Origin of the sequence: Microbacterium sp., assembly GCF_031180975.1 — a bacterium.
Taxonomy (GTDB): domain Bacteria; phylum Actinomycetota; class Actinomycetes; order Actinomycetales; family Microbacteriaceae; genus Microbacterium.
In genome coordinates this window covers 76,632-98,342 of the sequence record NZ_JAPSLI010000006.1, presented here as the reverse complement: position 1 = coordinate 98,342, position 21,711 = coordinate 76,632, and the positions used below count along the sequence as shown (strand labels likewise).

The following is a 21,711-nucleotide window of genomic DNA, read 5'->3' as shown; positions in this document are numbered from 1 at the left end:
ATGTGGTGCGCGCGCCAGGGCGCGCCGGGTACCGGCGCCCTCGAGCGCCGGAGGTTGTGGGGATGTCTCGACGTGCGGGTCAGCGAGGTGGCGGAGCCACCGATCCCCGTTCGATCAGTGGACACGGAACGGTGACGCCGATCGCGGGACCCTGAGCGTCACCGTGGAGTCGTTCGATCGCGCGCCGCGCCGCCCATGCGCCCATCGCGTAATGCGGCAGGCGCACCGTGGTGAGACCTGGCCGCAGGGCGTCGGCGATGAATTCCTGATCGTCGAAGCCGATGACCGAGAGATCCTCCGGGATTCGGATCCCGAGATCGTCGCTCGCCTGATACACGGCGAAGGCGATCTGGTCCGAGAAGCAGAAGACGGCCGTCGGACGGTCCGGGCGCTCCAAGAGGCGGCGCACGGGTTCGTAGGCGTGCGTGGTGCTCGGATCGGGGACCTCGACCACCAGGCTCGCGTCTTCGTCGACTCCGTGCTCGACGAGCGCCTGCCGGTAGCCGTCGTGACGCAGCCGGGAGGCGATGAAACGATCCCCGCCGACGACGCAGAAGGCGATGCGCCGGTGCCCCGCCTGGAGCAGGCTGCTTACCGCCGAATGAGCGCCGCCCGCTTCGTCCGGTACGACGCTGTCCGCGGCCGAACCATCCGCAGGGACGCCGTTGAGGACGACGACGGGCATCGCGGGCGGAACGGCCGTGAGACCGACGGTGCGGTGGTAATCGGCCGCGAGGATCATGGCCTCGATGTCGCGCTGCAGCAGGGACTTGGAGGACTGATCGGTGAGCTCAGCGCGGTTCGTCGTGTCGATGATCATCGCGAGGTAGCCGGCCTCCCAGGCCGCGGACTGGACGCCCTCCAGCATCCGGCCGGCGAACGGCACGCTGGCGACCCCGTCCGACAAGACGCCTACGGTGTGCGTCCTCTTCGTGCGCAGACCGCGTGCGAGCGCGTTCGGTACGTATCCCATGCTGTCCGCCATCTCGCGGACGCGCGCCGCCGTCTTCTCGTTCACCCGCCCGCGGTGCAGGTCGTTCAGCACGAGGGAGACCGCCGACGGCGACACGCCGACGGCTGCGGCCAGGTCCTTCAGTGTGATCACGGCGACTCCTTCATCAATCGTTTGACGAGAGGTTCTCCACCCGCGTCGTCAAACGTTTGATGCGACGCTAGGAACGTCAAACGCGTTGACGCAAAGCCCGTTATCACACCGTTACATCGGCGGGGGCTGCGGAGCCCCCGCGGCGCTCAGCGCGTGACGCGCAGCGTGCGCACCTCGAACGGGCTCGAGCGAGGTTTCGTCGTCTCTGCGTGCGTCGCAAGACTCGTGCTCGGTGTGCAATACCTGTGGACGATTCGACGTCATCCGGGAATGTACGGGATAGGACGACTACGTTCGAGGAGACTTGTTACCTGACCACTTGGATCAGCTTTTGAGCGCGGCCGACCCCGCAGCTCCGCTCAGCCCGGAGCAGCGCCTCGCAGCGACGAGGATGGCGAACCACTCTGCGCCTGGGCGTCGCTTCCGATCTAGGCGCCTCGCAATCGGAACGCTCGTCGCCGTGTTGATTAGTGGCGGCGGGATGGCAGCTGCTGCTGCGAGTGGCATCTGGAGCGGATGGGCGGAGGAAGAGCCTCTTGCGGTATTGCATTACGAGCTTCCGAGCGGTGCATCCTGCGAGAGGCGGATCGGCAATGTTCAAGGCGCACCCGATGAGGCAAATGAGGTAATTCGGGACGCGCTTACGGGGCTGCGTTTAGATACGGCCGACATTCTGGATGGCGCGGCGTACAGTGGAGCGGCAGATAATGTGCTCGAAGATGATGAAATATATCAGAACGCATACAATTGGGCTCTGTTCCTGCGCGTCCAGGATGCCCTCGAGGCGCATGGTTTGGATACGAAATGGGCAAGTTTTGAGGGCCAAGGGATATGCCAGTGACTTCGCGCTCCGTTAGGACGCGCCTGACCCGTGCGTTGCAAGACTCCTCGCCCGATTTGCTACGGTATTTCATGCGTCGGCTTGAACGCGAGGATGCGGCAGATGCGCTTGCGGAAGTGATGGCGACTGCCTGGGCCCGCGTGGATAGTTTGCCCCTTGAACTCAATGAAGCACGCATGTGGCTTTTCGGTATCGCTCGCAACACGGTGCTGCATGCAATCCGCGGAAACGTCCGACGAGCGAAGCTCGCGAGCCGACTACAAAACGTACTTTCGCAGTCTCCGGCGCCACCTGCAGACTTGGGCGTGGAAATTAGAGACGCCATCAACCGGCTCGACTTTGAGCTCGCGGAACTCATCCGACTGGTGCATTGGGATGGTTTTTCGCTTGCTGAAGCGGCCAAGATACTCAATCTACCGGCGTCCACGGCACGGGGCCGGTATCAGCGGGCGCGAGCTGCACTGCGAGAGATGCTGGCGCCCGTGAAGGGTTAGCATCGCCGTTGGACCTTGAGGCGGTAGAGCTGGCGCCAGAGCCGCCCTCGATCTCCGCTGTCACACTGAAGCAAAGAAGCGAGGGCGGCTGACGCGCCGCTGGAATCTATCCCCTTAAGCCGGCCTGCGCGACCTCCGAGTCGCCGCCGTCTTGCAGGGTTCAAGTCCCCTTCGTGCGCGGCTCCACGCCGTGGCAAATGGTATGCCGGTCAGCTAAAGCTGACATAACCCAGGTTGGTCGTGCCGGAAATGGTGCATGTTGCGTAGCCAGGGCACGTCATCCAGTTCGTGTTGCTCGGACCCACAAGGTGATATTTCGCGGTGGAATTGCGGTACTGCGTCCACCCTGTGAGCGGTCCACCTGTCCAATAGCCAGAACCGCACCAGTAGTATGCGGTGTAGGTGTGGAAGGATGTACTCTTGGGACCTGCGGTGTAGGGGCAGGTGTAGACGCCGTTCGACCCCATCGTTGAAGCCTCGCCGAATTCCTGTGACGTCGGCGCCTGGCGCCCCAGCTCGCCCAAGAATGCTCTCAGCTTCTGTTCCGGCGTCTCATCGACCAAAATGGCGGCCTCGTACTCCTTCGTGTCGAAATCCAGGAGAACTTGAACGTTCTGCCGAGGACTGGCCATCGAAATGATCCGGTCGATGGTAGCCTGATCCTGGTTGGCACCGATCGCCGCCAGTTCTGAAGTCGACAGAACAGACTTTGCTCGAGGAAGATGCTCGTCATCGACGCGAGCGCTGGCCGATGACGCCACGAGAAGAGACGCGGCCAGCAGGCAACTGCCCACGACGCTGGCCCACTTAAATTTTTTCATTTGACCCCCTCCGGTTCTCCCGACACTCGTCGAGTGCTCCAGAGCGAATTGCTTTCAACCATAAAGAGCAAGACCGCTGTGCTCCAGCGCGCGACCCTCGCGGCTCTTCGGTTGGCATGCTTGCAGCGTCCGGTTTCGTACACATTTGACATTCCACCGTTCGCAGGATTCGGTCGAGCATGCGAAGGGGCGTTCAGCGCGTGATGCGCAGCGTGCGCACCTCGAACGGCCGCAGCGACAGTTCTCCGCCGGTACGTGCGTCGTCGAGGTCGTCCTCGATCAGAGACACCTCGCGGATGCCGGAATGCGCGAAGTCCACGCTCAGCGTTCCTCGGGTACGACGCCCCAGCGCCTCGTACACGCGCACGATCACGTCGCCGGAGCGGTCGTCGGCCAGCTTCACCGAGCTGACCACGATGCCGTCGCCGTCGACGGAGACGAGCGGCTCGACCTCGTGCGCACCGCGCACCACCGTCGTCGGCGCGTTCAGGCGGATGCCCTCGGCGGTCGCGACGGCGGCATCCGCTCCGATCACGAGGCCGATCTCGATCTCGTGCCGGCCGTGATCGGTGTCGGGGTCGGGGAAACGCGGGGCGCGCAGCAGCGAGAGCCGCACGGTCGTCGTGACGTGGTCGCCGTCGGCGTCACGGCTGGTGTCGAAGCCGTACAGCGAGTCGTTGACGAGCGCGACGCCGAAGCCGTCCTCCTCAGCGAGCACGAAGCGGTGCATGGACGTCTCGAACTTCGCCGCCTCCCAGCTGGTGTTGACGTGCGTGGCGCGGCGCTGGAACCCGAACTGGGTCTCGGCGAGCGTCTCGCGGGCGAACACGTCGAGCGGGAACGCCAGCTTCAGCAGCTTCTCGGTCTCGTGCCAGTCGATCTCGGTGCGCAGCATCAGCGTGCGCGAACCCGGCGCCAGCGAGATCGTCTGCGTGATAGTCGACTGCGAGAACGCGCGGGTGACGACCAGCGTCGCCACGCCGTCCTCCTCGGATGCCGTGATCGACGACGCCTCGGTGAGGTCCTCCACCCGGTTGCGGTAGTAACGATCGATGTCCCAGGCGTCCCACATGTTGGGGAAGTCCTGGTGCAGCTGGAACAGGTTGGCCGGCTTGCCCGCCGGAATCGCCTCCCGCCCGGATGCCAGCTCGACCGCCGACGTGATCAGCCCGTTCCGGTCGATGAGGATCGAGACGAGGTCGTTCTCGAGGCGGATGCCGTCACGCGTCTCCGTGAGGCGCGTGCCGACTCGGTCGGCTGCGCCGTCCTCGCTCGACGCACGGGCCGCGGCGCCGAGGGGAACCCCGCCGCCGACGGAGGTCGGCGTGAAGACGAGTTCGTGCTCGCCCTCGCCCGCGAGCGCCGCGCGCGCCGAGGACGACAGCGCCCTGGCATCCGTCAGCACCCCGGAGAGCACCTCGACGGCCTCGCGATGCACCCACGCGATCGACGTGCCAGGGAGGATGTCGTGGAACTCGTGCAGCAGCACGAGCTGCCAGAGCCGATCCAGCTCGTCGTGCGGGTATTCGTCGCCGAGGCGCACGGCCGCGGTCGCCGTCCACAGCTCGGCCTCGATCAGGGCATGCTCGGCCCGACGGTGCAGGGCCTTGGTGGCGTGCTGGCTGGTGAGCGTGCCGCGGTGCAGCTCGAGGTACAGCTCACCGACCCAGACGGCGGGATCAGTCAGCTCGGCGCGGGCGTCGGCGAAGAAGGCGTCGGGGTGCTTCCACTCCACCTTCGCCGAGCCTTCGAGATCGGCCATGCGGGCGGCGCGTCCCGTCATCTCGCGGGTCGTGCCGCCGCCGCCGTCCCCCCAGCCGACCGGGGCGAGCGACATGGTGGCGACACGGTTCTCCTTGAATTGGCGCGACGCCCTGGCCACCTCCATGCCGCTGAGCTGGGAGTTGTAGGTGTCCATCGGCGGGAAGTGCGTGAACATGCGCGACCCGTCGATGCCCTCCCACAGGAACGTGTGGTGCGGGAACACGTTGCGCTGATTCCAGGAGATCTTCTGCGTGAAGAACCATTCGAATCCGGCCCGGCGCATCAGCTGCGGCAGGGCGGGGGAGTAGCCGAAGCTGTCGGGCAGCCAGACGCCCTTGCAACGGACGCCGAACTCCCGCTCGAAGAACCGCTGCCCCTGGGAGAACTGGCGCACCAGCGACTCGCCGGTGGGCATGACGGTGTCGGACTCCACCCACATGCCTCCCAGCGGCAGGAAGCGTCCGGCGGCGACGGCGGCCTTGATCCGCTCGTACACCTCGGGGCGGTGCTCCTTGATCCACGCATACTGCTGGGCGCTCGACATGCCGTACACGAACTCGGGGTGCTCGTCGATGAGTGCGGTCATCGACGACGCGGTGCGCGCCACCTTGCGGATCGTCTCGCGCACCGGCCACAGCCAGGCGGAGTCGATGTGGGCGTGGCCGACGGCGGCGATGCGGTGCGCGCTCGCCTCGGCGGGCGCCGTCAGCACGTCGTCCAGTCGGGCGCGGGCGTCGGATGCCGTCTCCGCGATGCGCTGCAGGTCGAGCGCGTCCAGCGCGTCGTCGAAGGCCTGCAGGATCTGCATCCGTCGCGGCGAGGTCGCCGGCAGCTCCGCCTGCAACTCGAGCAGCACGTCCAGGTCGAGCGAGAGCTCGAACACCTCCGGTTCGAAGACCGCGAGATCCATGTGGCGCACCCGGTAGAGAGGCTCGGGGGACGAAGTGAGGATGTCGCCCTGCTGCGTCGGCAGGAACGGGTGGTAGTCGAGCAGTACCGGGTTCGCGGCGCCCTCGAGGTAGAACTCGACCGCCTGCCCCGCCTCGGCGTCGACCGGCAGCCACTGGTTGCGCGGGTTGAGCGCCTTGATGGGCGTGCCGTCGGGGCGGTAGGCGAGCGCCTCGCACTGGAATCCGGTCATGTTGACGTCGAATCCGAGGTCGATGAGTGCCTCGGCCCTGCGGCCCGCCCACTCCGCGGGCACCTCGCCGCGCACCCGGAACCACGTGGTGCCCCACGCCGGACCCCACAGGCTGCCCGCCTGGAACGGCTCGAAGGCCAGGGTGATGCCATCCGCCGGCGGGATCGGCTCACCGGGTAGGGTGTGCGCGGCGATCTGGAGCGGGATGCGTGCCGAGTGGATCGCGGGGCGCACGCGCTCGATGAGCACGCGGTTCACGCGGCCGAAGGTGAGGGCGGTGTGGTCGTGCACGGCGGGCTCCTGTCAGCCGACGACGGTGTTCTGTGAGCTGTACTCCGTGGCCTCGCCGGCGCCGGGCCGGATGAGGTCGGTGATCCCGCCGGCGGCCAGCGCTTCGGCATCCGTCGCCGTCGTCGAGGTGACGAACGCGGGATCGGCGCCGCCGGCGCAGGCGTCGACCCACGCCTGCACGTCCGCGACTGCCTGCTCGCGGATGAGCGTGCGGTTCGGCTGCAGGGCGGTCCACAGCGGGAAGAGTCGCACGTGGTCGAGTCCGAGAGCGGCGAGGGACGCGAAGTCGCGGCGCACATCGTCGAGGTCCAGCGACAGCCAGGAGTGCATCCAGTGCTTCGCCGGGGTGTGATTCGCGCCGAAGCGCAGCGGGGCGTCGGCTGAGAGCTGCGAAGAAATGGCGGTCCCTCCCGGTGTGCGCACCCGCCGCGCTCGGCGGTCGGCTGAGCCGGAGCGTCTGCTCGGCGGCATCCCCTGTCTACTACATCCGCCGCTGCGGGCGTTCGAGTCCCCGCCGCGGGAAGTGGCTTCCTGCTCCCTTCGCCGACACCCCGACCTGTCGTCGACGCCCCGGCCTGGCGACGTCCGCGGCCCGGGGTCTCGGCGGTATTCGGGGGGGGGGGGCAGCAACCTCGGGAGCGCGCCCCGGTCAGCTTGTGACGGTCAGGCGCATTCCCTCACTGCCGCCGGCCTCGGCCCAGGCGAGCGAGCGGGCGAGGATGCCGCGCAGCACGCCCAGGTCGATCTGCTCGAGGTCCTTGATGTACAGGCATCCGACACCCGTGGTGTGCGGGCCCAGCTTCTCGAGTGCTTCGGCGTGCGCGTCGATGCCGTCGAGCAGGTAGATGGTCGTCGCGGCCTTTCGCGGCGCGAAGGACAGCAGCCCCGTGTCGCCCTCCGTGCCGCTGAGGTAGCGGTAGTGGCAGGAGCCGAACGCGATGATCGTGCCACGGGCGACCGGCTCGCGTCCGGACACCTCCTGCATCAGGGCGGCGAGCGTCTCCGCATCCCGTCTGCGCGCCACCGGGGTGGCGCGGCCGATCAGCGCCGCGACCTCGGCGTTCACTTCGCGGCCCCCGGTGCGCACGGCACTCACTTGGCGGCCTTCGCGGCGGCCTTCATCGCCTTCTTGTGCTCTCGCACCTTGGTCAGCGACTCCGGCGACACGATGTCGGCGACGCTACGGAACGAGCCCTCGTCGCCGTAGTCGCCGGCCGCCTCACGCCAGCCTTCGCCGGTGAACCCGTACTGCTTGCCGAGCAGGGCGAGGAAGATCTTCGCCTTCTGCTCCCCGAACCCGGGGAGCTTCTTCAGCCGGCGGAGCACCTCGGGGCCGTCCGGGTCGCCGTCGGTCCAGATGGCGGCGGCGTCGCCGTGCCAGTCGTCGACGATCGTCTGGCAGAGCGTCTGCACCCGGGCCGCCATCGAGCCGGGGAAGCGGTGCACCGCGGGCGTCTGCTTGAACGCTTCGAGGAAGGCATCCGGGTCCATGCCGGCGATCGCTGCGGCATCCGTCGCTCCGGTGCGCTGCTGGATCTTGAGTGGGCCGGCGAACGCGGTCTCCATGGGGACCTGCTGGTCCAGCAGCATCCCCACCAGCAGTGCCAGCGGGTTGTGGGTGAGCAGATCGTCGGCGGCGGTGTCTCCGGTGATGTGAAGGGCCATGGTTCCAGTCTGGCACCGTGCGTGCAGTCACTCGGAGATATGCGCTTGACTCGGAGCGAATCGCGGGATCGGATCCGAGCGAAGCGCACAAATCCGAGGGAAGCGCATCAGAGCGCATCAGGCGCCGCGGGCCTCACGCCGTGGCGGACTCCTCGGCCTCTCCGGCATCCGTCTTCAGGCCGTACAGCGTCTCGAGAGCGGCGACGAACTCGTCTGCCCTGCCCTCGGCGGCCAGCTCGTGGGCGCGGGAGGTGGGGGTGTGCAGCAGCACACCGGCGAGGTGGCGCATGGCCTGCTCGACGCGGCCGTCGTCGTCGCCGCGGCGGCGGGCGCGCTCGATCTCGGCCTCGAGCAGACCGAAGATGTGCGTGCGCAGCGCGACGACCGCGGGGGTGACGCTCTGCCGCGACCCGACGAGGTGGAACTTCTCGGCCGCCTCGCGCACGACGCTGCGGGCGGCGTCGGTGGCGTGCAACTCCTCGAGCGGAGCGTGCAGCCGGATCGTCTCCAGGTCGAGAAGGGCGACGCCCTCGAGCTGGGCGACGGCAGGGTCGACGTTGCGGGGCATCCCGAGGTCGACGACGAGCTGGTTGAACGGGGCGCCGGCGTGGGTGGGGACGAGGCCCACCGGGCATCCGCTCGTCTCGCCGGTCGCGCGGCGCAGCTGCTCCGGTCCGAGCACGGGCTCGGTCGCGTTCGTGCAGGTGATCAGCAGCGTGGAGCGCTGCGCGACGTCGGCGTACTCGTCGGCGCTGATGGCGCGGATGCCGTGCTTCTCGGCGAACATCGCGGCGCGTCCCGACGGCGAGTGGACGGAGATGTCGACGGCCCCGCGCTCGCGGAGGGTCGCCAGGGTGACGGCGGCGTACGAGCCGGTGCCGACCAGCAGCACCCGCTCGGCGGACCAGTCCGCGATGCGGCTGTCGGCGAGCTCGAGGGCGAGGCGCACGAGCGAGCGCCCGGCGCGGTGCAGAGCGGTGACGTTCTTCACTTTGCGCTGGGCCTGGCTGGCGCGCTGGAACAGGCGCTCGAGTTCGGGGGACGTGGTGCCGCTCTTGCGTGCGGTGGTGAGGGCACGCCGCACCTGGCCGGCGATCTCGCCCTCGCCGGACACGACCGACTCCAGGCCGGATGCCACGGCGAAAAGGTGCTCGGGAACGCGGCGGTCGCTGATGACCTTGTACGCGCCGTCGAGGTCGGCGCAGGGGATGCCGGTGGCCTGCGCGACGGCCTCGAGCAGCGCCTCCGATCCCATCGTCTCGGTGTCGTCGATCTCGACGTACGCCTCGAAGCGGTTGCAGGTGGCGAGCACGACGGCTCCCTGCGCGCCGGCTTCGATGAGAGTCGGGGCGACGGTTTCGGGGTGGCGGCTGAGGCGTTCGAGCAGGTCGAATGAAGCGGTCTTGTGACTCGCCGTGACGCAGAGCAGCACCCCACGATTCTACGCGGCCTGGCGTGTCGCGGCATCTGAGGCGAGCCTTACTGCGTCATGTGCTGCCCTCGCGTACGCAGAAATCCCATAGAACGCGGGTGGAAGGATGAACGCATGCCCCTCTCCGATGCTCCGCTGCTGCGCGCCCTCGCAGGCGATCGCCCCGCTCAGCCCCCCGTCTGGTTCATGCGTCAGGCGGGGCGCTCGCTGCCCGAGTACCGCGAGCTGCGGGTCGGGACGCGGATGCTGGACGCGTGCCTCACGCCCGACGTCGCGGCCGAGATCACCCTGCAGCCGGTGCGCCGCCACAAGGTCGACGCGGCCGTGTTCTTCAGTGACATCGTCATCCCGCTGCGTCTGGCCGGCGTCGAGGTCGAGATCGAGCCGGGCCGCGGCCCGGTGTTCGCCAGTCCGGTCCGCACCACGGCCGACGTCGAGCGGATCACCGCGATCGATCCCGCCGACCTGGACGGCACCGCGATCGCCGAGGCCGTGCGCCTGACCGTCGGCGACCTGGGTGACACCCCGCTGATCGGCTTCGCGGGTGCCCCGTTCACGCTCGCGGCCTACCTCGTCGAGGGCGGGCCGTCGAAGGAGCACCTGCGCGCCCGGGCCATGATGCACGCCGACCCCGAGTCGTGGAACCGTCTCGCGGGCTGGCTGTCGCGCATCTCGCGGCGGTTCCTCGAGATCCAGCGCGACGCCGGGGCGTCGGTCGTGCAGCTCTTCGACTCCTGGGCCGGGTCGCTCAGCCCCGCCGACTACCGCGCGTTCGTCGCGCCGCACTCGCGCGCCGCGCTCGACGACATCGGACTCCCGACGATCCACTTCGGTGTCGGCACCGGGCCGTTCCTGGGGGACATGCGCCTTGGCGGCGTCGCATCGGCCGTCGGCGTGGACTGGCGGATGCCACTCGACGAGGCGGTTCGCCTGATCGGACCGGATGCCGTCGTGCAGGGCAACATCGATCCCGCGCTGCTGCAGGCGCCGTGGCCGGTGCTGGAGGCGCACGTCCGCGACGTGATCGACCGAGGCCGCGCCGCGAAGGGGCACATCCTGAACCTCGGGCACGGCGTTCCGCCGGAGACCGACCCGGATCAGCTCACGAAGATCGTGGAGCTGGCGCACGGGGAGCGCTGACCACAGAGCGCGGTGCATGCGGTGTGCCCGCGCGCCTCGCGCAGCGCTCGCGACACCCCGGGTTCGCGTCGATACCCCGGGCCGCGGACGCCGGTACGCCGGGGTGTGGGCGGCAACCCGGGGTGTGGGCGCACGCGACGACCCGAAGACCGCGGTCACACGCGCAGCGGTGGAAGGATTGACCCATGACCTCCGAGCACACCGCCGAACTCGCCGCCCGCGCCGCTGAGCAGCACGTCGTGGTGATCGGCGGAGGCATCGGCGGCCTCGTCGCCGCCCGCGAATGCGCGAAGGTCGGCATGCGGGTGACGCTGCTCGAGGCGGCCGACGCGCTGGGCGGCAGCATCCGCTCGGCCGAACTCGACGGCGTCGTCGTCGACACCGGAGCCGAGAGCTTCGCCACCCGCGGCGGACACGTTCGCGCACTCGTCGACGAGCTCGGACTCTCCGACGCCGTCGTCGCGCCCGGAGGCGGCGGTGCTTGGCTTCACGGCATCCCGGACGCGCCCGACGCACCGCTGCCGGTCGGCGGCATCCTCGGCATCCCGGCCAACCCGTTCCAGGACGACGTCCGCCGCATCATCGGCTGGCGCGGCGCGTGGCGCGCCTATCTCGACCGACTCCGGCCGCCGCTCACCATCGGGCACGAGCGCAGCCTCGGCAGGCTCGTCGCCTCGCGTATGGGCGCGCGCGTCCGTGACCGCCTGGTGGCGCCGGTCACGGCGGGGGTCTACTCCGCCCACCCCGACGACGTCGACACCGACATCGCAGCCCCCGGGCTGAACGCCGCTCTCACCCGCGTCGGCTCGCTCACCGGCGCGGTCGCCGCGCTGCGTCTGGAGCAGCAGGAGAAGGCGGCCGGCAGGCCCGGCTCCGCGGTGCTCGGCCTCGCCGGAGGGATGACCCGACTCGTCGACGCGCTGCGCACCGACCTCGAGAAATACGACGCCGAGGTGCGGACCGGGGTCCGCGCCACCGGTCTCACCCGCGACGGCAAGACCTGGACCGTCGCGATCGACGGCGAGACGGATGCCGCACCCGAGCCGCTCGTCGCCACCGGCGTGATCGTCGCCACCGCCGAGCCTCCCGCGCGTGCCCTGCTCGAGGAGCACGTGGCAGGTCTCGGCGAGCCCGCGCCTGCTCCCGAGATCGAGATCGTGACGCTGCTGCTGGCCGCGCCGGAACTCGACATCGCCCCGCGCGGCAGCGGTGTGCTGACCGTACCGGGCAGCCGCGCAGCCAAAGCGCTCACCCACTCGTCCGCGAAGTGGCGCTGGGTGCGCGAAGCGGCGGTCGGCCGGCACGTGGTGCGGGTGTCGTTCGGCACCCAGGGCGAGCCCGCCGCCACCTCCTCCCTCGACGACGACGCGGCGGCGCGGCTCGCCCTCGACGAGGCGTCCGCCATGCTCGGCGTCGCGCTGCGCCCCGAGCAACTGGTCGCCGCGCACCGCTCCCGCTTCGTGCAGGCGCAGCCCTCCTCGCTCATCGGCGCGTCCGAGCGCCGCGACGCCGTCCGCCAGGCGGTGCAGCAGGTGCCCGGTCTCGCCGTCGTTGGCGCGTGGGTCGCCGGCACGGGACTCGCACAGGTCATTCCGGATGCCGTCGCCGAGGGCGACCGCCTGCGGCACGCCCTGCTCTGGCGCTGAATCGTCGTCTCTTACTCCACGATCAGCCGACGCGCAAGACTAGATGCCGAATCGGGAATATGCCGCTAGCCTGGAACCCGGCCGCGACCGGCGCACGCCGGCGGCCCCGCCGCTACAACCGGAGGAGGCTCCCATGAAGGGGAAGATCGGACTCATCGTAGGACTCGGCGCAGGATACGTGCTCGGCGCACGCGCAGGGCGTCAGCGCTTCGAGCAGATCAGGACGCAGTGGCAGAAGGTCTGGAACCTCGAGCCCGTCCAGGAACAGGTCGCGAAGGTGCAGGAGTTCGCACGCTCGCAGGCCGCCGCGGTCCCTGGTGCCGTCTGGAACGGCGCGGTCAAGGTCGTCAAGTCGGTCTCCGGATCCGGCACCCCCGGCCAGAAGCTCGACTCCGCGATCGACGCCACCAAGGACGCCGTCGACGACGTCGCGGAGGCGCGCGAGGACAAGAGCGGTACCAAGACCGACACCGCCAAGAAGCCGGGCTCGTCCGCCGGTACGGCATCCGCCGCCGACTCGACCGGCAAGGGCGCCGCCAAGAAGAACGGCTCCTGACGTGCGGCGGGCGTACCGCGACCGGGCCGACGACAGCCTGCTGACTCTGCTCGGCGACCTTCCCGAGCTGGTTCGCAACCTCGTCACGGCCGAGATCAACGCCGCCAAGGCGTGGGTCTCGCGCACCGCCAAGGATGCCGGAATTGGCAGCGTCTGGTTCGTCCTGACGCTCTTCTTCCTGTTCTGGGCGATCCCGGTGCTGCTCACCTTCGCGATCGCCGGCCTGTCCTCGTGGTGGCCGGTGTGGCTGTCCGCCCTGGCAGTGTTCGGGTTGCTGCTGGTGATCGCCGTGGTGTTCGCACTGCTCGGCATCCTGCGCTTCCGCAAGGTCATGAAGCGCGAGAATCCGGGGCAAGCCGTGGCGACCGACGTCCGCATCGTCAAGGAGGCCGGCAATGACCAGTTCTGAGTCCAGCAGCGACATCGTCCTGTCGCGCACCGCGGTGCCTGCCGGGATCATCGACCCGGTCGAGTCGGCCCGCGCCGAGTTGAAGGCGGCGCTGGCGGCCATCGAGATCAAAGGCAACTTCCCGCGGCGCATCGAACAGGCCTCGCAGCGCGGCATCGTCCGCGCGCGCGAGTTCGCGCAGCGGAACCCGGTCGGCGCGGCGGCCGCGGTCGTCGGCGTCGCCGCGGCGATCGGCGGCGTCGTCTGGGTGATCGCGCGCGCCGTCTCGCGCTAGACGTCGCGGGGCGGGGCCCTTCGACCGGCTCAGGCACCCAGCTGAGGGTGGCAGACTGGAAGCATGTCCGAAGAGCAGAACCCGTCCGGATACACCCTGTGGGCCGTCTGGCGCCGCAACCCCGACATCCCGGTCTCCGAGAGCGACTCGACCGAGCTCGAGACCATCGTCGGGCACATCGAGGACGCCGGTGTCACCGTCCGCGGGTTCTACGACGTCTCCGGGCTGAAGGCCGAAGCCGACCTGATGGTCTGGCTGCACGGCGACACCGCCGAGGAGTTGCAGCGCTCGCTGCGTCGCCTGCGCCGCACCGAGCTGCTGCGCAGCCTGCTGCCCGTGTGGAACGTGATGGGTGTGCACCGCGACGCCGAGTTCAACCGACAGCACGTGCCCGGGTTCCTGCGCGGCGTCGAGCCCAAGCAGTGGCTGTGCCTGTACCCGTTCGTGCGCACCCCGGAGTGGTACCTCGCCCCCGAGGAGGACCGCCGTCGCATGCTCGCCGACCACGGACGCAAGGGGGCCGCGTTCACCGGCGTCATCGCCAACACCGTGGCGGCCTTCGCGCTCGGCGACTACGAGTGGCTGCTGCCGCTGGAGGCCGACGACGTCACCGAGCTCGTCGACCTGATGCGCGACCTGCGCTACACCGAGGCCCGACGCTTCGTGAAGGAGGAGGTGCCCTTCTATACCGGGCGCCGCCTGCGGTTCGACGAGATCGCCGACGTGCTGCAGTGACCACCCCCCTCCGTCTCGGCACACGGCGCAGCGCCCTGGCCACCGCCCAGTCGGGTCAGGTCGCCGCAGCCCTCGAGCGCATCGCCGGGCGCCCCGTCGAGCTGGTGCCGATCGTCTCCGAGGGAGACACGAACCGGGCATCCCTCTCCGAGATCGGCGGCCGCGGGGTCTTCGCCACCCGCCTGCGCGAGGCACTGCTGGCCGGCGAGTGCGACCTGCTCGTGCACTCCCTCAAGGATCTTCCGACCGCCGTGCCCGACGGACTCGTCATCGCCGCGACCCCTGCGCGTGAGGACGCCCGCGACGTCGTGATCACCCGCGGCGGCACCCCGCTGCACGAACTGCGCAGCGGCAGCACCGTCGGAACCGGCGCGCCCCGCCGCATCGCGCAGGTGCGCCGCCGCGCCCCGCACGCCCAGGTCGTCGACATCCGCGGCAACGTCGACTCGAGACTCGAGCGGGTGGCATCCGGCGAGCTGGATGCCGTCGTTCTCGCCGCCGCCGGCCTGTCCCGGCTTGGACCCGACACCCCGCTCCGCCGCGAGGAGTTGGGCCTCGCCGAGTGGCCGACCGCCCCCGGTCAGGGTGCGCTCGCAGTGGAGACGACCACCGACGCTCCTGCCGAGCTGCTCGAGGCGCTCTCCCGCCTCGACCACGAGGAGACCCGCATGGCCGTGACGGTCGAGCGCGACATCCTCGCCGGACTCGAGGCCGGATGCCAGGCGCCGATGGCGGCGCACGCCGCCGTCACGGACGGCACGCTGCGCGTGCGAGCCGTCGTCTACGAGCCCGCGGGCGACCGCCGGATCGGCATCGACGTCACCGAGCGGCTCGAGCGGGGGTATATTCGACGGAACGGCAGTGGCAATGGTGCGGATGCTGCCGATGGTGCAGACCCGATGCGCGCGATCCGTGACATCGGCACGTCTGTGGCTCATCGGCTGCTCGAACAGGGAGCGGCCGACCTCCTCCCCCGAGAGTGATCCTGATGACTGCTTCCGAAACGAAACCGGCCAAGCCGCTCGCCGGCTGGCGCGTGCTCGTGCCGCGCGGCGGCCCCTGGGGTGACGGCGTCGCCGCGAGCCTGCGCTCGCAGGGCGCCGTTCCCGTCGTCGCGCCGCTGATCAACTTCGCACCGACCACCGACCAGGAGGCGCTCGACGCTGCGTTCGCCCGCCTGCAGGCCGGCGAGTACGACTGGCTGACCATCACGAGCGCGACCACGGTCGACGTGCTGTTCGCCCATCGCGTGCACATCCCGCGCGGCACCAAGGTCGCCGCCGTCGGCGAGACCACCGCCGCCGCGCTGCAGGCCGTCGGCTACGAGGTCGACCTGGTGCCCGAGCAGGACAACTCCGCGCAGGGTATGGCGCAGCAGCTGATCGCCCTCGAGCCGCAGGCCCGTCGCATCCTCACCCTCCGCAGCGAGATCGCCAAGCCCGTGCTGAGCGAGTCGCTGCTCGCCGCCGGTCACCACGTCGACAGCGTCGTGGCGTACCGCACGGTGGGTGTCCCCGTCACCGAGCGGATCATGCGCGACGTCGAGAGCGGCCGTATCAACGCGATCCTCATCACCAGCGGTTCGGTCGCGCAGCAGGTCAGGGAGCAGTTCCCGTCCATCCCCGACACCACGCTGCTCGCCGCGATCGGCCCTCGGACGGCATCCGATGCCCGCAAGGCGGGCCTGCCGATCTCGGTCGTCGCCGACAAGCAGACCGTCGACGCGCTCATCGACGCCGTGTCGCACTTCACGCTCCCGCACGCCGCAGACGAGTTCGCGCCGTGACCCGGAACCCGGAGAGCCGCCTGCGGCGGCTGCGTCAGTCGGCTCCCGTGCGCGACCTGGTCCGCGAGACGTCGCTCGAGGCGCGCCAGCTCGTGCTGCCCATGTTCGTGCGCGAAGGGCTGTCCGAGCCGCAGCCGATCCGCTCGATGCCCGGCGTGGTGCAGCACTCGCTCGACTCGCTCCGCGCGGCGGCGACGGATGCCGCGGAGACCGGCGTCGGCGGAATCATGCTGTTCGGTGTTCCGGAGGTCCGCGACGCCCACGGCTCCGGAGCCGACGACCCCGACGGCATCCTCAACGTCGCGACGGCGGCGGTGGCGGCGGAGGTCGGCGACGCGCTGGTCGTGCAGACCGATCTGTGCCTGGACGAGTTCACCGACCACGGGCACTGCGGGGTGCTCGGCGCCACCGGCGCGGTCGACAACGACGCCACTCTGGAGCGGTACGTCGCGATGGGTCTCGCGCAGGCGCGTGCCGGTTCGCAGCTGCTCGGACTCAGCGGGATGATGGACGGCCAGGTCGCCGCCGTGCGTCAGGAGCTCGACGCCGAGGGCTTCCACGACACCCTGGTGCTGGGCTACGCGGCCAAGTATGCCAGCGCCTTCTACGGGCCGTTCCGCGAGGCGGTCGACTCGCAGCTGCAGGGCGACCGGCGCACCTATCAGCTCGACCCCGGCAACCGGCGTGAGGGCGTGCGCGAGGCGCTGTTCGACCAGGACGAGGGCGCAGACATCGTCATGGTGAAGCCCGCCATGGCATTCCTCGACGTGTTGCGTGAGGTGCGCGACACCGTCGACGTGCCGGTGTGGGCCTACCAGGTGTCGGGCGAGTACGCCATGATCGAGGCTGCCGCCGGGAACGGCTGGATCGACCGGCGCCGCGCCGTGCTCGAATCGCTGCTGTCGATCCGCCGCGCCGGCGCCGACGCAGTGCTGACGTATTGGGCCGTCGAAGCGGCCCGCTGGCTCGCCGAGCGCTGACCCCTTCTCCCGGTCGTTGAGCGAGGAGCGCAGCGACGAGACGAAACGAAGGATCCCGAATGACCGACCGCAACGACACCCTGTTCGACACCGCGCGTGCCGTGATCCCCGGCGGAGTGAACTCCCCGGTGCGCGCGTACGGCTCGGTGGGCGGCACGCCGCGCTTCCTCGCCTCCGCGAACGGCGCGCGGGTGACGGATGCCGCCGGCGCCGAGTACATCGACCTCGTGGCGTCCTGGGGCCCTGCTCTGCTCGGCCACGCGCACCCCGACGTCGTCCGGGCGGTGCAGGAGGCGGCATCCCGAGGACTCTCGTTCGGCGCGCCGACCGAGGGTGAGGTCGAACTGGCACAGCTGATCGCGGAGCGGGTGCGCCACGGCGACGTGCGCCCTGTGGAGCGGGTGCGCCTGGTGTCCACCGGAACCGAGGCGACCATGACCGCCATCCGCCTCGCTCGCGGCGCGACGGGACGCGACCTGCTCGTGAAATTCGCCGGCCACTACCACGGCCACTCCGACGGGCTGCTCGCCGCCGCGGGCTCCGGTGTCGCCACGCTCGCACTTCCCGGATCGGCCGGCGTGCCCGCACCGATCGCCGCGCAGACGCTCGTCATCGACTACAACGACCCCGACGCGCTCGCCGCGGTCTTCGCCGAGCACGGGCCGCGCATCGCCGCGGTCATCGTCGAGGCGGCATCCGCGAACATGGGTGTCGTCCCGCCGCTGCCCGGCTTCAACAAGCTCATCGCCGACACCGCCCACGAGCACGGCGCCCTGATGATCCTCGACGAGGTGCTCACCGGGTTCCGCGTGCACCCCGCGGGGTTCTGGGGTCTGCAGCAGCAGGCCGGCGAGCAGTACGTCCCCGACATCATCACCTTCGGCAAGGTGGTCGGTGGAGGGATGCCGCTCGCCGCGCTCGGCGGCCGCGCCGCGGTCATGGACATGCTCGCGCCGGTCGGTCCGGTCTACCAGGCCGGTACGCTGTCGGGGAACCCGCTGTCCGTCGCGGCGGGTATCGCGACCCTGCAGCTGGCGACCCCGGAGGTGTACGCCACCGTCGACGCCGCCGCCGACCGCCTCGCCACGGCGCTGGACGCGGCCCTGACGGATGCCGGAGTCGTGCACGCCGTGCCGCGCGCCGGCAACCTGTTCGGGATCGTGTTCGCGGATGCCGTCCCGCGCGACTACGCGCAGGCGCAGGCCCAGGAATCGTTCCGGTACGCACCGTTCTTCCACGCGATGCGCGAACAGGGCGTCGCCCTCCCGCCGAGCGTGTTCGAGGCCTGGTTCCTCATGGCCGCGCACTGCGAGGACGAGCTCGCGGCGATCGAGGCCGCCCTTCCGGCCGCCGCCGCGGCTGCGGCATCCGCTTCCTGAGTCGGCGCGGGCGGGCCGTCCTTGGCGCCGCCGTGCCGGATCCCGGATCGGACGCCGTCGGCGCGGCGTGTCGGGGTGTGACACGCCGTACGCGGCGCGCCTCATCCGGAGTTGAACACGCCGACGCGGCGGTTCGGGGGATCGTTGCCTGCTTGTGAGCAAGTCGCAGGCATCTTGCAGGGCTGCGCTGGCAGACTGGACGCATGGTGACACTCCTGCTCGATCAGACGCAGCTCGAGATCGTGCTGTCTCCCGTCGAGCGAGCCATGGCCTTCCACCGCGGCAACGTGCGCATCGTGCGCGATCACATCGTCCGCGTGCAGCTCACCGACGACGCTTGGACCTGGCTTCGGGGAGTCCGCAGCCCCGGGACGCACATCCCCGGCGTGCTCGCCGCCGGCACCTGGCGTGCCGCCGGCACGACCGACTTCGTGTTGATCCGTCGGCACCGCCCGGGGGTGGTCATCGACCTCGAGGGCGACGACGACTACCAGCGTCTGATCCTGTCCACGCGGCACGGACTCGCGCTCACCCAGGCACTGCGGCTGGAGGTCTCCGACGAGCCCGCCGAGGTCACCGACATCGCGTCGACGGCGCCGGTGCGCACGCAGAAGCCGCGTCGTCGTCCGGTGCCGCGCCCGCGGCCCGCCTGACCGTCACATCCGGTCAGCCGTGGTGGTGGTGATCACCGCCGTCGTGCTGGTGCTCGTCACCGCCGTGCTGGTCGTGTGACGGCTCGCCGCCGCTGTGCTCCTGGTCGCCGTCGCGCGTCTCGTCGCCCTGGTCGTGCCGCTCGTCCGCATCGGGCTGCTGCACGTCGCCGTACGGGTAGTCGGGCGCGGTGCCCTCGAAGAAGCGGCTCGCCGCCGCCGAGAGCGACGTGCGCATCGCCGCCAGGCGGGGATCGTCGTCGTCATCGACCGTCGAGTCATCATCCTCGTCGGACATCAGCGGCGCGAAGACGGACAGCGCCTCCGTGCCGGTGGCCGGCTCGCCGGACTCCTCATCGCCGGACTCCTGCGCCGCCGGGATGCCGGTGATCAGCTCGGTGAACGTCAGGCGGTCGGCAGGCGCGGGAAGCGAGACCGACCGTGTCGCCATCGGCAGGACATCGGGGCCGCCGGCGTCGTCGCGGTTCTGGTCCTCGTCCCGCCCGGCGTCGCCCCACAGCCCGGTCGGAGGAAGCTCGATCATGCGCGTGCGGTCGTCTTCATGGTCGGCCGTGTCGCCGGAGTCAGGCTGATCCCCGGTCTCGTCGGAGTCGCGCTGGTCGTCAACCTGCTCGGGGCGCTCGTCCTGATCGGATGCCGGAGAATCGATGCGCACGGTGCTCAATGCGGCCAGGAAGTCGTCTCCGGACTGCTCGGAACGGTTCTCGTCATCGCCGTGCTGCGCGCCCTCCGGCCGCTGGCCGTGGTCGGTGTGCTCGGCGGCGAAGCGCTCGCCCTCGGGCTGCTGCTCATCGTCGGGCTGGTCGCCGTTGCCTTCGAGTGTCCGGTCTTCGAGTGTCCGATCTTCGGCGCCGGGCTGACCGGCGCCGTCGCTCCAGGCCTGGTCGTCGTCCACGTTCTCGGACGCCGATTGCTCGCCCCCAGGCTGCTCGTCCTCACCGGGCTCGCCGTGCTCGCCCTGGGCACCCTCGGGCTGCTCGCCGTGCTCGCCTGGGGACTGCTCGCCGGGCTCGCCCTCGAGGTGCTCGGCCGGCTCGCCCTCGCCGTGCTCGGCGGGCTCGGCCGCAAAGTGCTCGCCCCGCTCACCTTCGGGCTCACCGGGCTCGCCCTCGGCGAGCGGAGCGGCGCCCTCAGTGTCCGGGCCCTCAGCGCTTGCATCCTCAGCGCCGGCATCCTCAGCGTCCGGGCGCCCAGTGTCGGGACCCTCAGCGCTTGCATCCTCAGTGCCCGCATCCTCAGCGTCGGCGCCCTCAGCGTCGGCGCCCTCAGCGTGCGTGTCTTCGCGGGCCGACTCGCCGGCGAACGGTTCGCCCGCCTGCGCCGCCTCGACGGCATCGCCGCGGCCCTGCTCCTCGGTCTCCGCGCCGTCACCGGCGTCCGAGGTGTTCCCGCCCTCGGCGTCCGCGTTCTCGGCGCCACCGGCATCCGAAACCCCACCGGCATCCGCCCCGGTGTCCGAGATCGCACCGACCGCAGCACCGGCACCCGCCGCGGCACCGGCACCCGCCGCGGCACCGGCACCCGCGGCCGCACCCGCGCCGGCCAGCGGCACGCCGGCGGCCGCGAGTGACTGGTCGCCGGGCTGGACGGCATCCGGCTGAGAGGACGGCGCGTGCGCGACGGGGTTGGCGACCTCGTCGAGCCGCGGACTGTCGGCGCGGCGACCGTAGACCAGGTCGAGGAAGACCTCCTCGAGGCTGGGCCCGCGCTGCTGCAGCGTGGTCAGGGCGACGCCCGCCTCGGCGGCGACGGCGCCGACGGCCGCGGCATCCGACCCCCGAACCGTCAGACCCGAGCGCAGCACGTCGAACGGCAGACCGGCTGCGGTCAGCGCCGCCTTCAGGCCCTCGCGGTCGTGAGCGTCCACGATCACGGCGCCGCTCGGGTCGGCGAGGTCGTCGATGCTGCCCGCGTACACGGCGGTGCCCTTCGAGAGCACCACCACGTTGTCGGCGACCTGCTCGATCTCGCTCAGCACGTGAGACGACACCAGCACGGTGCGCCCCTCGTCGGCGAGGCGTCGCATCAGCAGACGCATCCAGCGGATACCCTCCGGGTCGAGGCCGTTCGCGGGCTCGTCGAGCACGAGGGCGCCCGGATCGCCGAGCAGGGCGGTCGCGACGCTGAGACGCTGACGCATGCCCAGTGAGTACCCGCCGATCCTCGTGTCGGCGTCGTCCTGCAGACCGACCAGGCGCAGCACCTCGTCGACCCGGCTGGCCGGGATGCCGTTCGCCTTCGCGGCGATCGACAGCTGACGCGCCGCAGTGCGCCGCGGCCGGTACGCGGCCTCTTCGAGGACCGCGCCGATCGCGCGGGCGGGGTTGCGCAGCTCCGAGTAGTTCACCCCGCCGATCGTCGCGGTGCCGGACGTGGGGCGGATCTGCCCGAGCAGCATCCGCAGCGAAGTCGTCTTGCCCGCGCCGTTGGGTCCGAGGAAGCCGGTGACGGCCCCCGGCTCGACGCGCACGGAGAGATCCGACACGGCCGTCACGGCGCCGAAGCGCTTCGTGACGTGTGCGAACTCGAGCACCAGTCCTTCGTGCATCGTGACCTCTCTGATCAGGGCGGTTCCCCCCAT

Annotated in this window: 21 protein-coding genes; 13 read left to right on the top strand and 8 right to left on the bottom strand. The window is 70.4% G+C overall.

Annotated features, from left to right (window positions below; all coding sequences use genetic code 11):
* Positions 1-79: 79 nt before the first annotated feature.
* A complete protein-coding gene (locus RIF65_RS09990; protein ID WP_309066153.1) occupies positions 80-1,105 on the bottom strand; it encodes a LacI family DNA-binding transcriptional regulator in 1,026 nt (341 codons plus the stop codon).
* A gap of 481 nt (positions 1,106-1,586) precedes the next feature.
* Between RIF65_RS09990 and RIF65_RS09985 the strand changes: the two genes are divergently transcribed.
* Both RIF65_RS09985 and RIF65_RS09980 read left to right on the top strand, forming a co-directional pair.
* The gene (locus tag RIF65_RS09985) at positions 1,587-1,946 is read left to right on the top strand and encodes a hypothetical protein (protein WP_309066154.1); all 360 of its coding nucleotides are present in this window, start codon (positions 1,587-1,589) and stop codon (positions 1,944-1,946) included.
* Positions 1,937-2,440 (top strand): RNA polymerase sigma factor, encoded by a 504-nt coding sequence (locus tag RIF65_RS09980; protein ID WP_309066155.1) that lies wholly within the window; start codon positions 1,937-1,939, stop codon positions 2,438-2,440. Before RIF65_RS09985 ends, RIF65_RS09980 begins: the two co-directional genes overlap by 10 nt.
* 209 nt (positions 2,441-2,649) lie before the next feature.
* Here the strand turns inward: RIF65_RS09980 and RIF65_RS09975 are convergent, their stop codons facing one another.
* The 6 genes from RIF65_RS09975 to RIF65_RS09950 form a co-directional block, all read right to left on the bottom strand.
* On the bottom strand, positions 2,650-3,261 hold the full coding sequence (locus RIF65_RS09975; RefSeq protein ID WP_309066156.1) for a hypothetical protein: 612 nt from the start codon (positions 3,259-3,261) through the stop codon (positions 2,650-2,652).
* A gap of 193 nt (positions 3,262-3,454) precedes the next feature.
* On the bottom strand, positions 3,455-6,457 hold the full coding sequence (locus tag RIF65_RS09970) for an alpha-mannosidase (RefSeq protein WP_309066157.1): 3,003 nt from the start codon (positions 6,455-6,457) through the stop codon (positions 3,455-3,457).
* Positions 6,458-6,469: 12 nt separating this feature from the next.
* Positions 6,470-6,928 carry a hypothetical protein gene (locus tag RIF65_RS09965; protein ID WP_309066158.1) on the bottom strand — a complete coding sequence of 153 codons (459 nt, stop codon included), beginning with the start codon at positions 6,926-6,928 and terminating at the stop codon, positions 6,470-6,472.
* A 178-nt stretch (positions 6,929-7,106) separates the two neighbouring features.
* On the bottom strand, positions 7,107-7,553 hold the full coding sequence (locus RIF65_RS09960; RefSeq protein ID WP_309066159.1) for a DUF1801 domain-containing protein: 447 nt from the start codon (positions 7,551-7,553) through the stop codon (positions 7,107-7,109).
* The gene (locus tag RIF65_RS09955) at positions 7,550-8,122 is read right to left on the bottom strand and encodes an HhH-GPD-type base excision DNA repair protein (protein ID WP_309066160.1); all 573 of its coding nucleotides are present in this window, start codon (positions 8,120-8,122) and stop codon (positions 7,550-7,552) included. The genes RIF65_RS09960 and RIF65_RS09955 overlap by 4 nt, the downstream gene beginning before the upstream one ends.
* Before the next feature lie 133 nt (positions 8,123-8,255).
* Positions 8,256-9,554, bottom strand: coding sequence for a glutamyl-tRNA reductase (locus tag RIF65_RS09950; protein WP_309066161.1), 1,299 nt, complete (start codon positions 9,552-9,554; stop codon positions 8,256-8,258).
* A 114-nt stretch (positions 9,555-9,668) separates the two neighbouring features.
* Between RIF65_RS09950 and hemE the strand changes: the two genes are divergently transcribed.
* From hemE to RIF65_RS09895, 11 genes are all read left to right on the top strand, one after another.
* Positions 9,669-10,694, top strand: a complete 1,026-nt coding sequence (gene hemE, locus RIF65_RS09945; RefSeq protein WP_309066162.1) for a uroporphyrinogen decarboxylase — start codon at positions 9,669-9,671, stop codon at positions 10,692-10,694.
* 185 nt (positions 10,695-10,879) lie between these two features.
* Positions 10,880-12,340 carry a protoporphyrinogen/coproporphyrinogen oxidase gene (locus RIF65_RS09940; RefSeq protein WP_309066163.1) on the top strand — a complete coding sequence of 487 codons (1,461 nt, stop codon included), beginning with the start codon at positions 10,880-10,882 and terminating at the stop codon, positions 12,338-12,340.
* Between the two features lie 133 nt (positions 12,341-12,473).
* Positions 12,474-12,896 carry a hypothetical protein gene (locus tag RIF65_RS09935; RefSeq protein ID WP_309066164.1) on the top strand — a complete coding sequence of 141 codons (423 nt, stop codon included), beginning with the start codon at positions 12,474-12,476 and terminating at the stop codon, positions 12,894-12,896.
* A 1-nt stretch (position 12,897) separates the two neighbouring features.
* The gene (locus tag RIF65_RS09930) at positions 12,898-13,305 is read left to right on the top strand and encodes a phage holin family protein (protein ID WP_309066165.1); all 408 of its coding nucleotides are present in this window, start codon (positions 12,898-12,900) and stop codon (positions 13,303-13,305) included.
* Positions 13,292-13,579, top strand: coding sequence for a hypothetical protein (locus RIF65_RS09925; protein WP_309066166.1), 288 nt, complete (start codon positions 13,292-13,294; stop codon positions 13,577-13,579). Before RIF65_RS09930 ends, RIF65_RS09925 begins: the two co-directional genes overlap by 14 nt.
* 63 nt (positions 13,580-13,642) lie before the next feature.
* Complete coding sequence (gene hemQ / locus RIF65_RS09920; RefSeq protein ID WP_309066167.1) at positions 13,643-14,314, top strand: hydrogen peroxide-dependent heme synthase; 672 nt, start codon at positions 13,643-13,645, stop codon at positions 14,312-14,314.
* Positions 14,311-15,297, top strand: coding sequence for a hydroxymethylbilane synthase (gene hemC, locus RIF65_RS09915; RefSeq protein ID WP_309066168.1), 987 nt, complete (start codon positions 14,311-14,313; stop codon positions 15,295-15,297). The genes hemQ and hemC overlap by 4 nt, the downstream gene beginning before the upstream one ends.
* A gap of 5 nt (positions 15,298-15,302) precedes the next feature.
* Positions 15,303-16,100, top strand: a complete 798-nt coding sequence (locus tag RIF65_RS09910; RefSeq protein WP_309066169.1) for a uroporphyrinogen-III synthase — start codon at positions 15,303-15,305, stop codon at positions 16,098-16,100.
* Positions 16,097-17,080: a porphobilinogen synthase gene (gene hemB, locus RIF65_RS09905; RefSeq protein WP_309066170.1), complete on the top strand. Its 984-nt coding sequence runs from the start codon at positions 16,097-16,099 to the stop codon at positions 17,078-17,080. Before RIF65_RS09910 ends, hemB begins: the two co-directional genes overlap by 4 nt.
* Before the next feature lie 59 nt (positions 17,081-17,139).
* The gene (hemL, locus tag RIF65_RS09900) at positions 17,140-18,459 is read left to right on the top strand and encodes a glutamate-1-semialdehyde 2,1-aminomutase (RefSeq protein ID WP_309066171.1); all 1,320 of its coding nucleotides are present in this window, start codon (positions 17,140-17,142) and stop codon (positions 18,457-18,459) included.
* Positions 18,460-18,662: 203 nt separating this feature from the next.
* Positions 18,663-19,112, top strand: coding sequence for a hypothetical protein (locus RIF65_RS09895; RefSeq protein WP_309066172.1), 450 nt, complete (start codon positions 18,663-18,665; stop codon positions 19,110-19,112).
* Between the two features lie 13 nt (positions 19,113-19,125).
* Here RIF65_RS09895 and RIF65_RS09890 read toward each other — a convergent pair whose 3' ends face one another.
* Positions 19,126-21,678 (bottom strand): ATP-binding cassette domain-containing protein, encoded by a 2,553-nt coding sequence (locus RIF65_RS09890; RefSeq protein ID WP_309066173.1) that lies wholly within the window; start codon positions 21,676-21,678, stop codon positions 19,126-19,128.
* Positions 21,679-21,711: the final 33 nt, after the last annotated feature.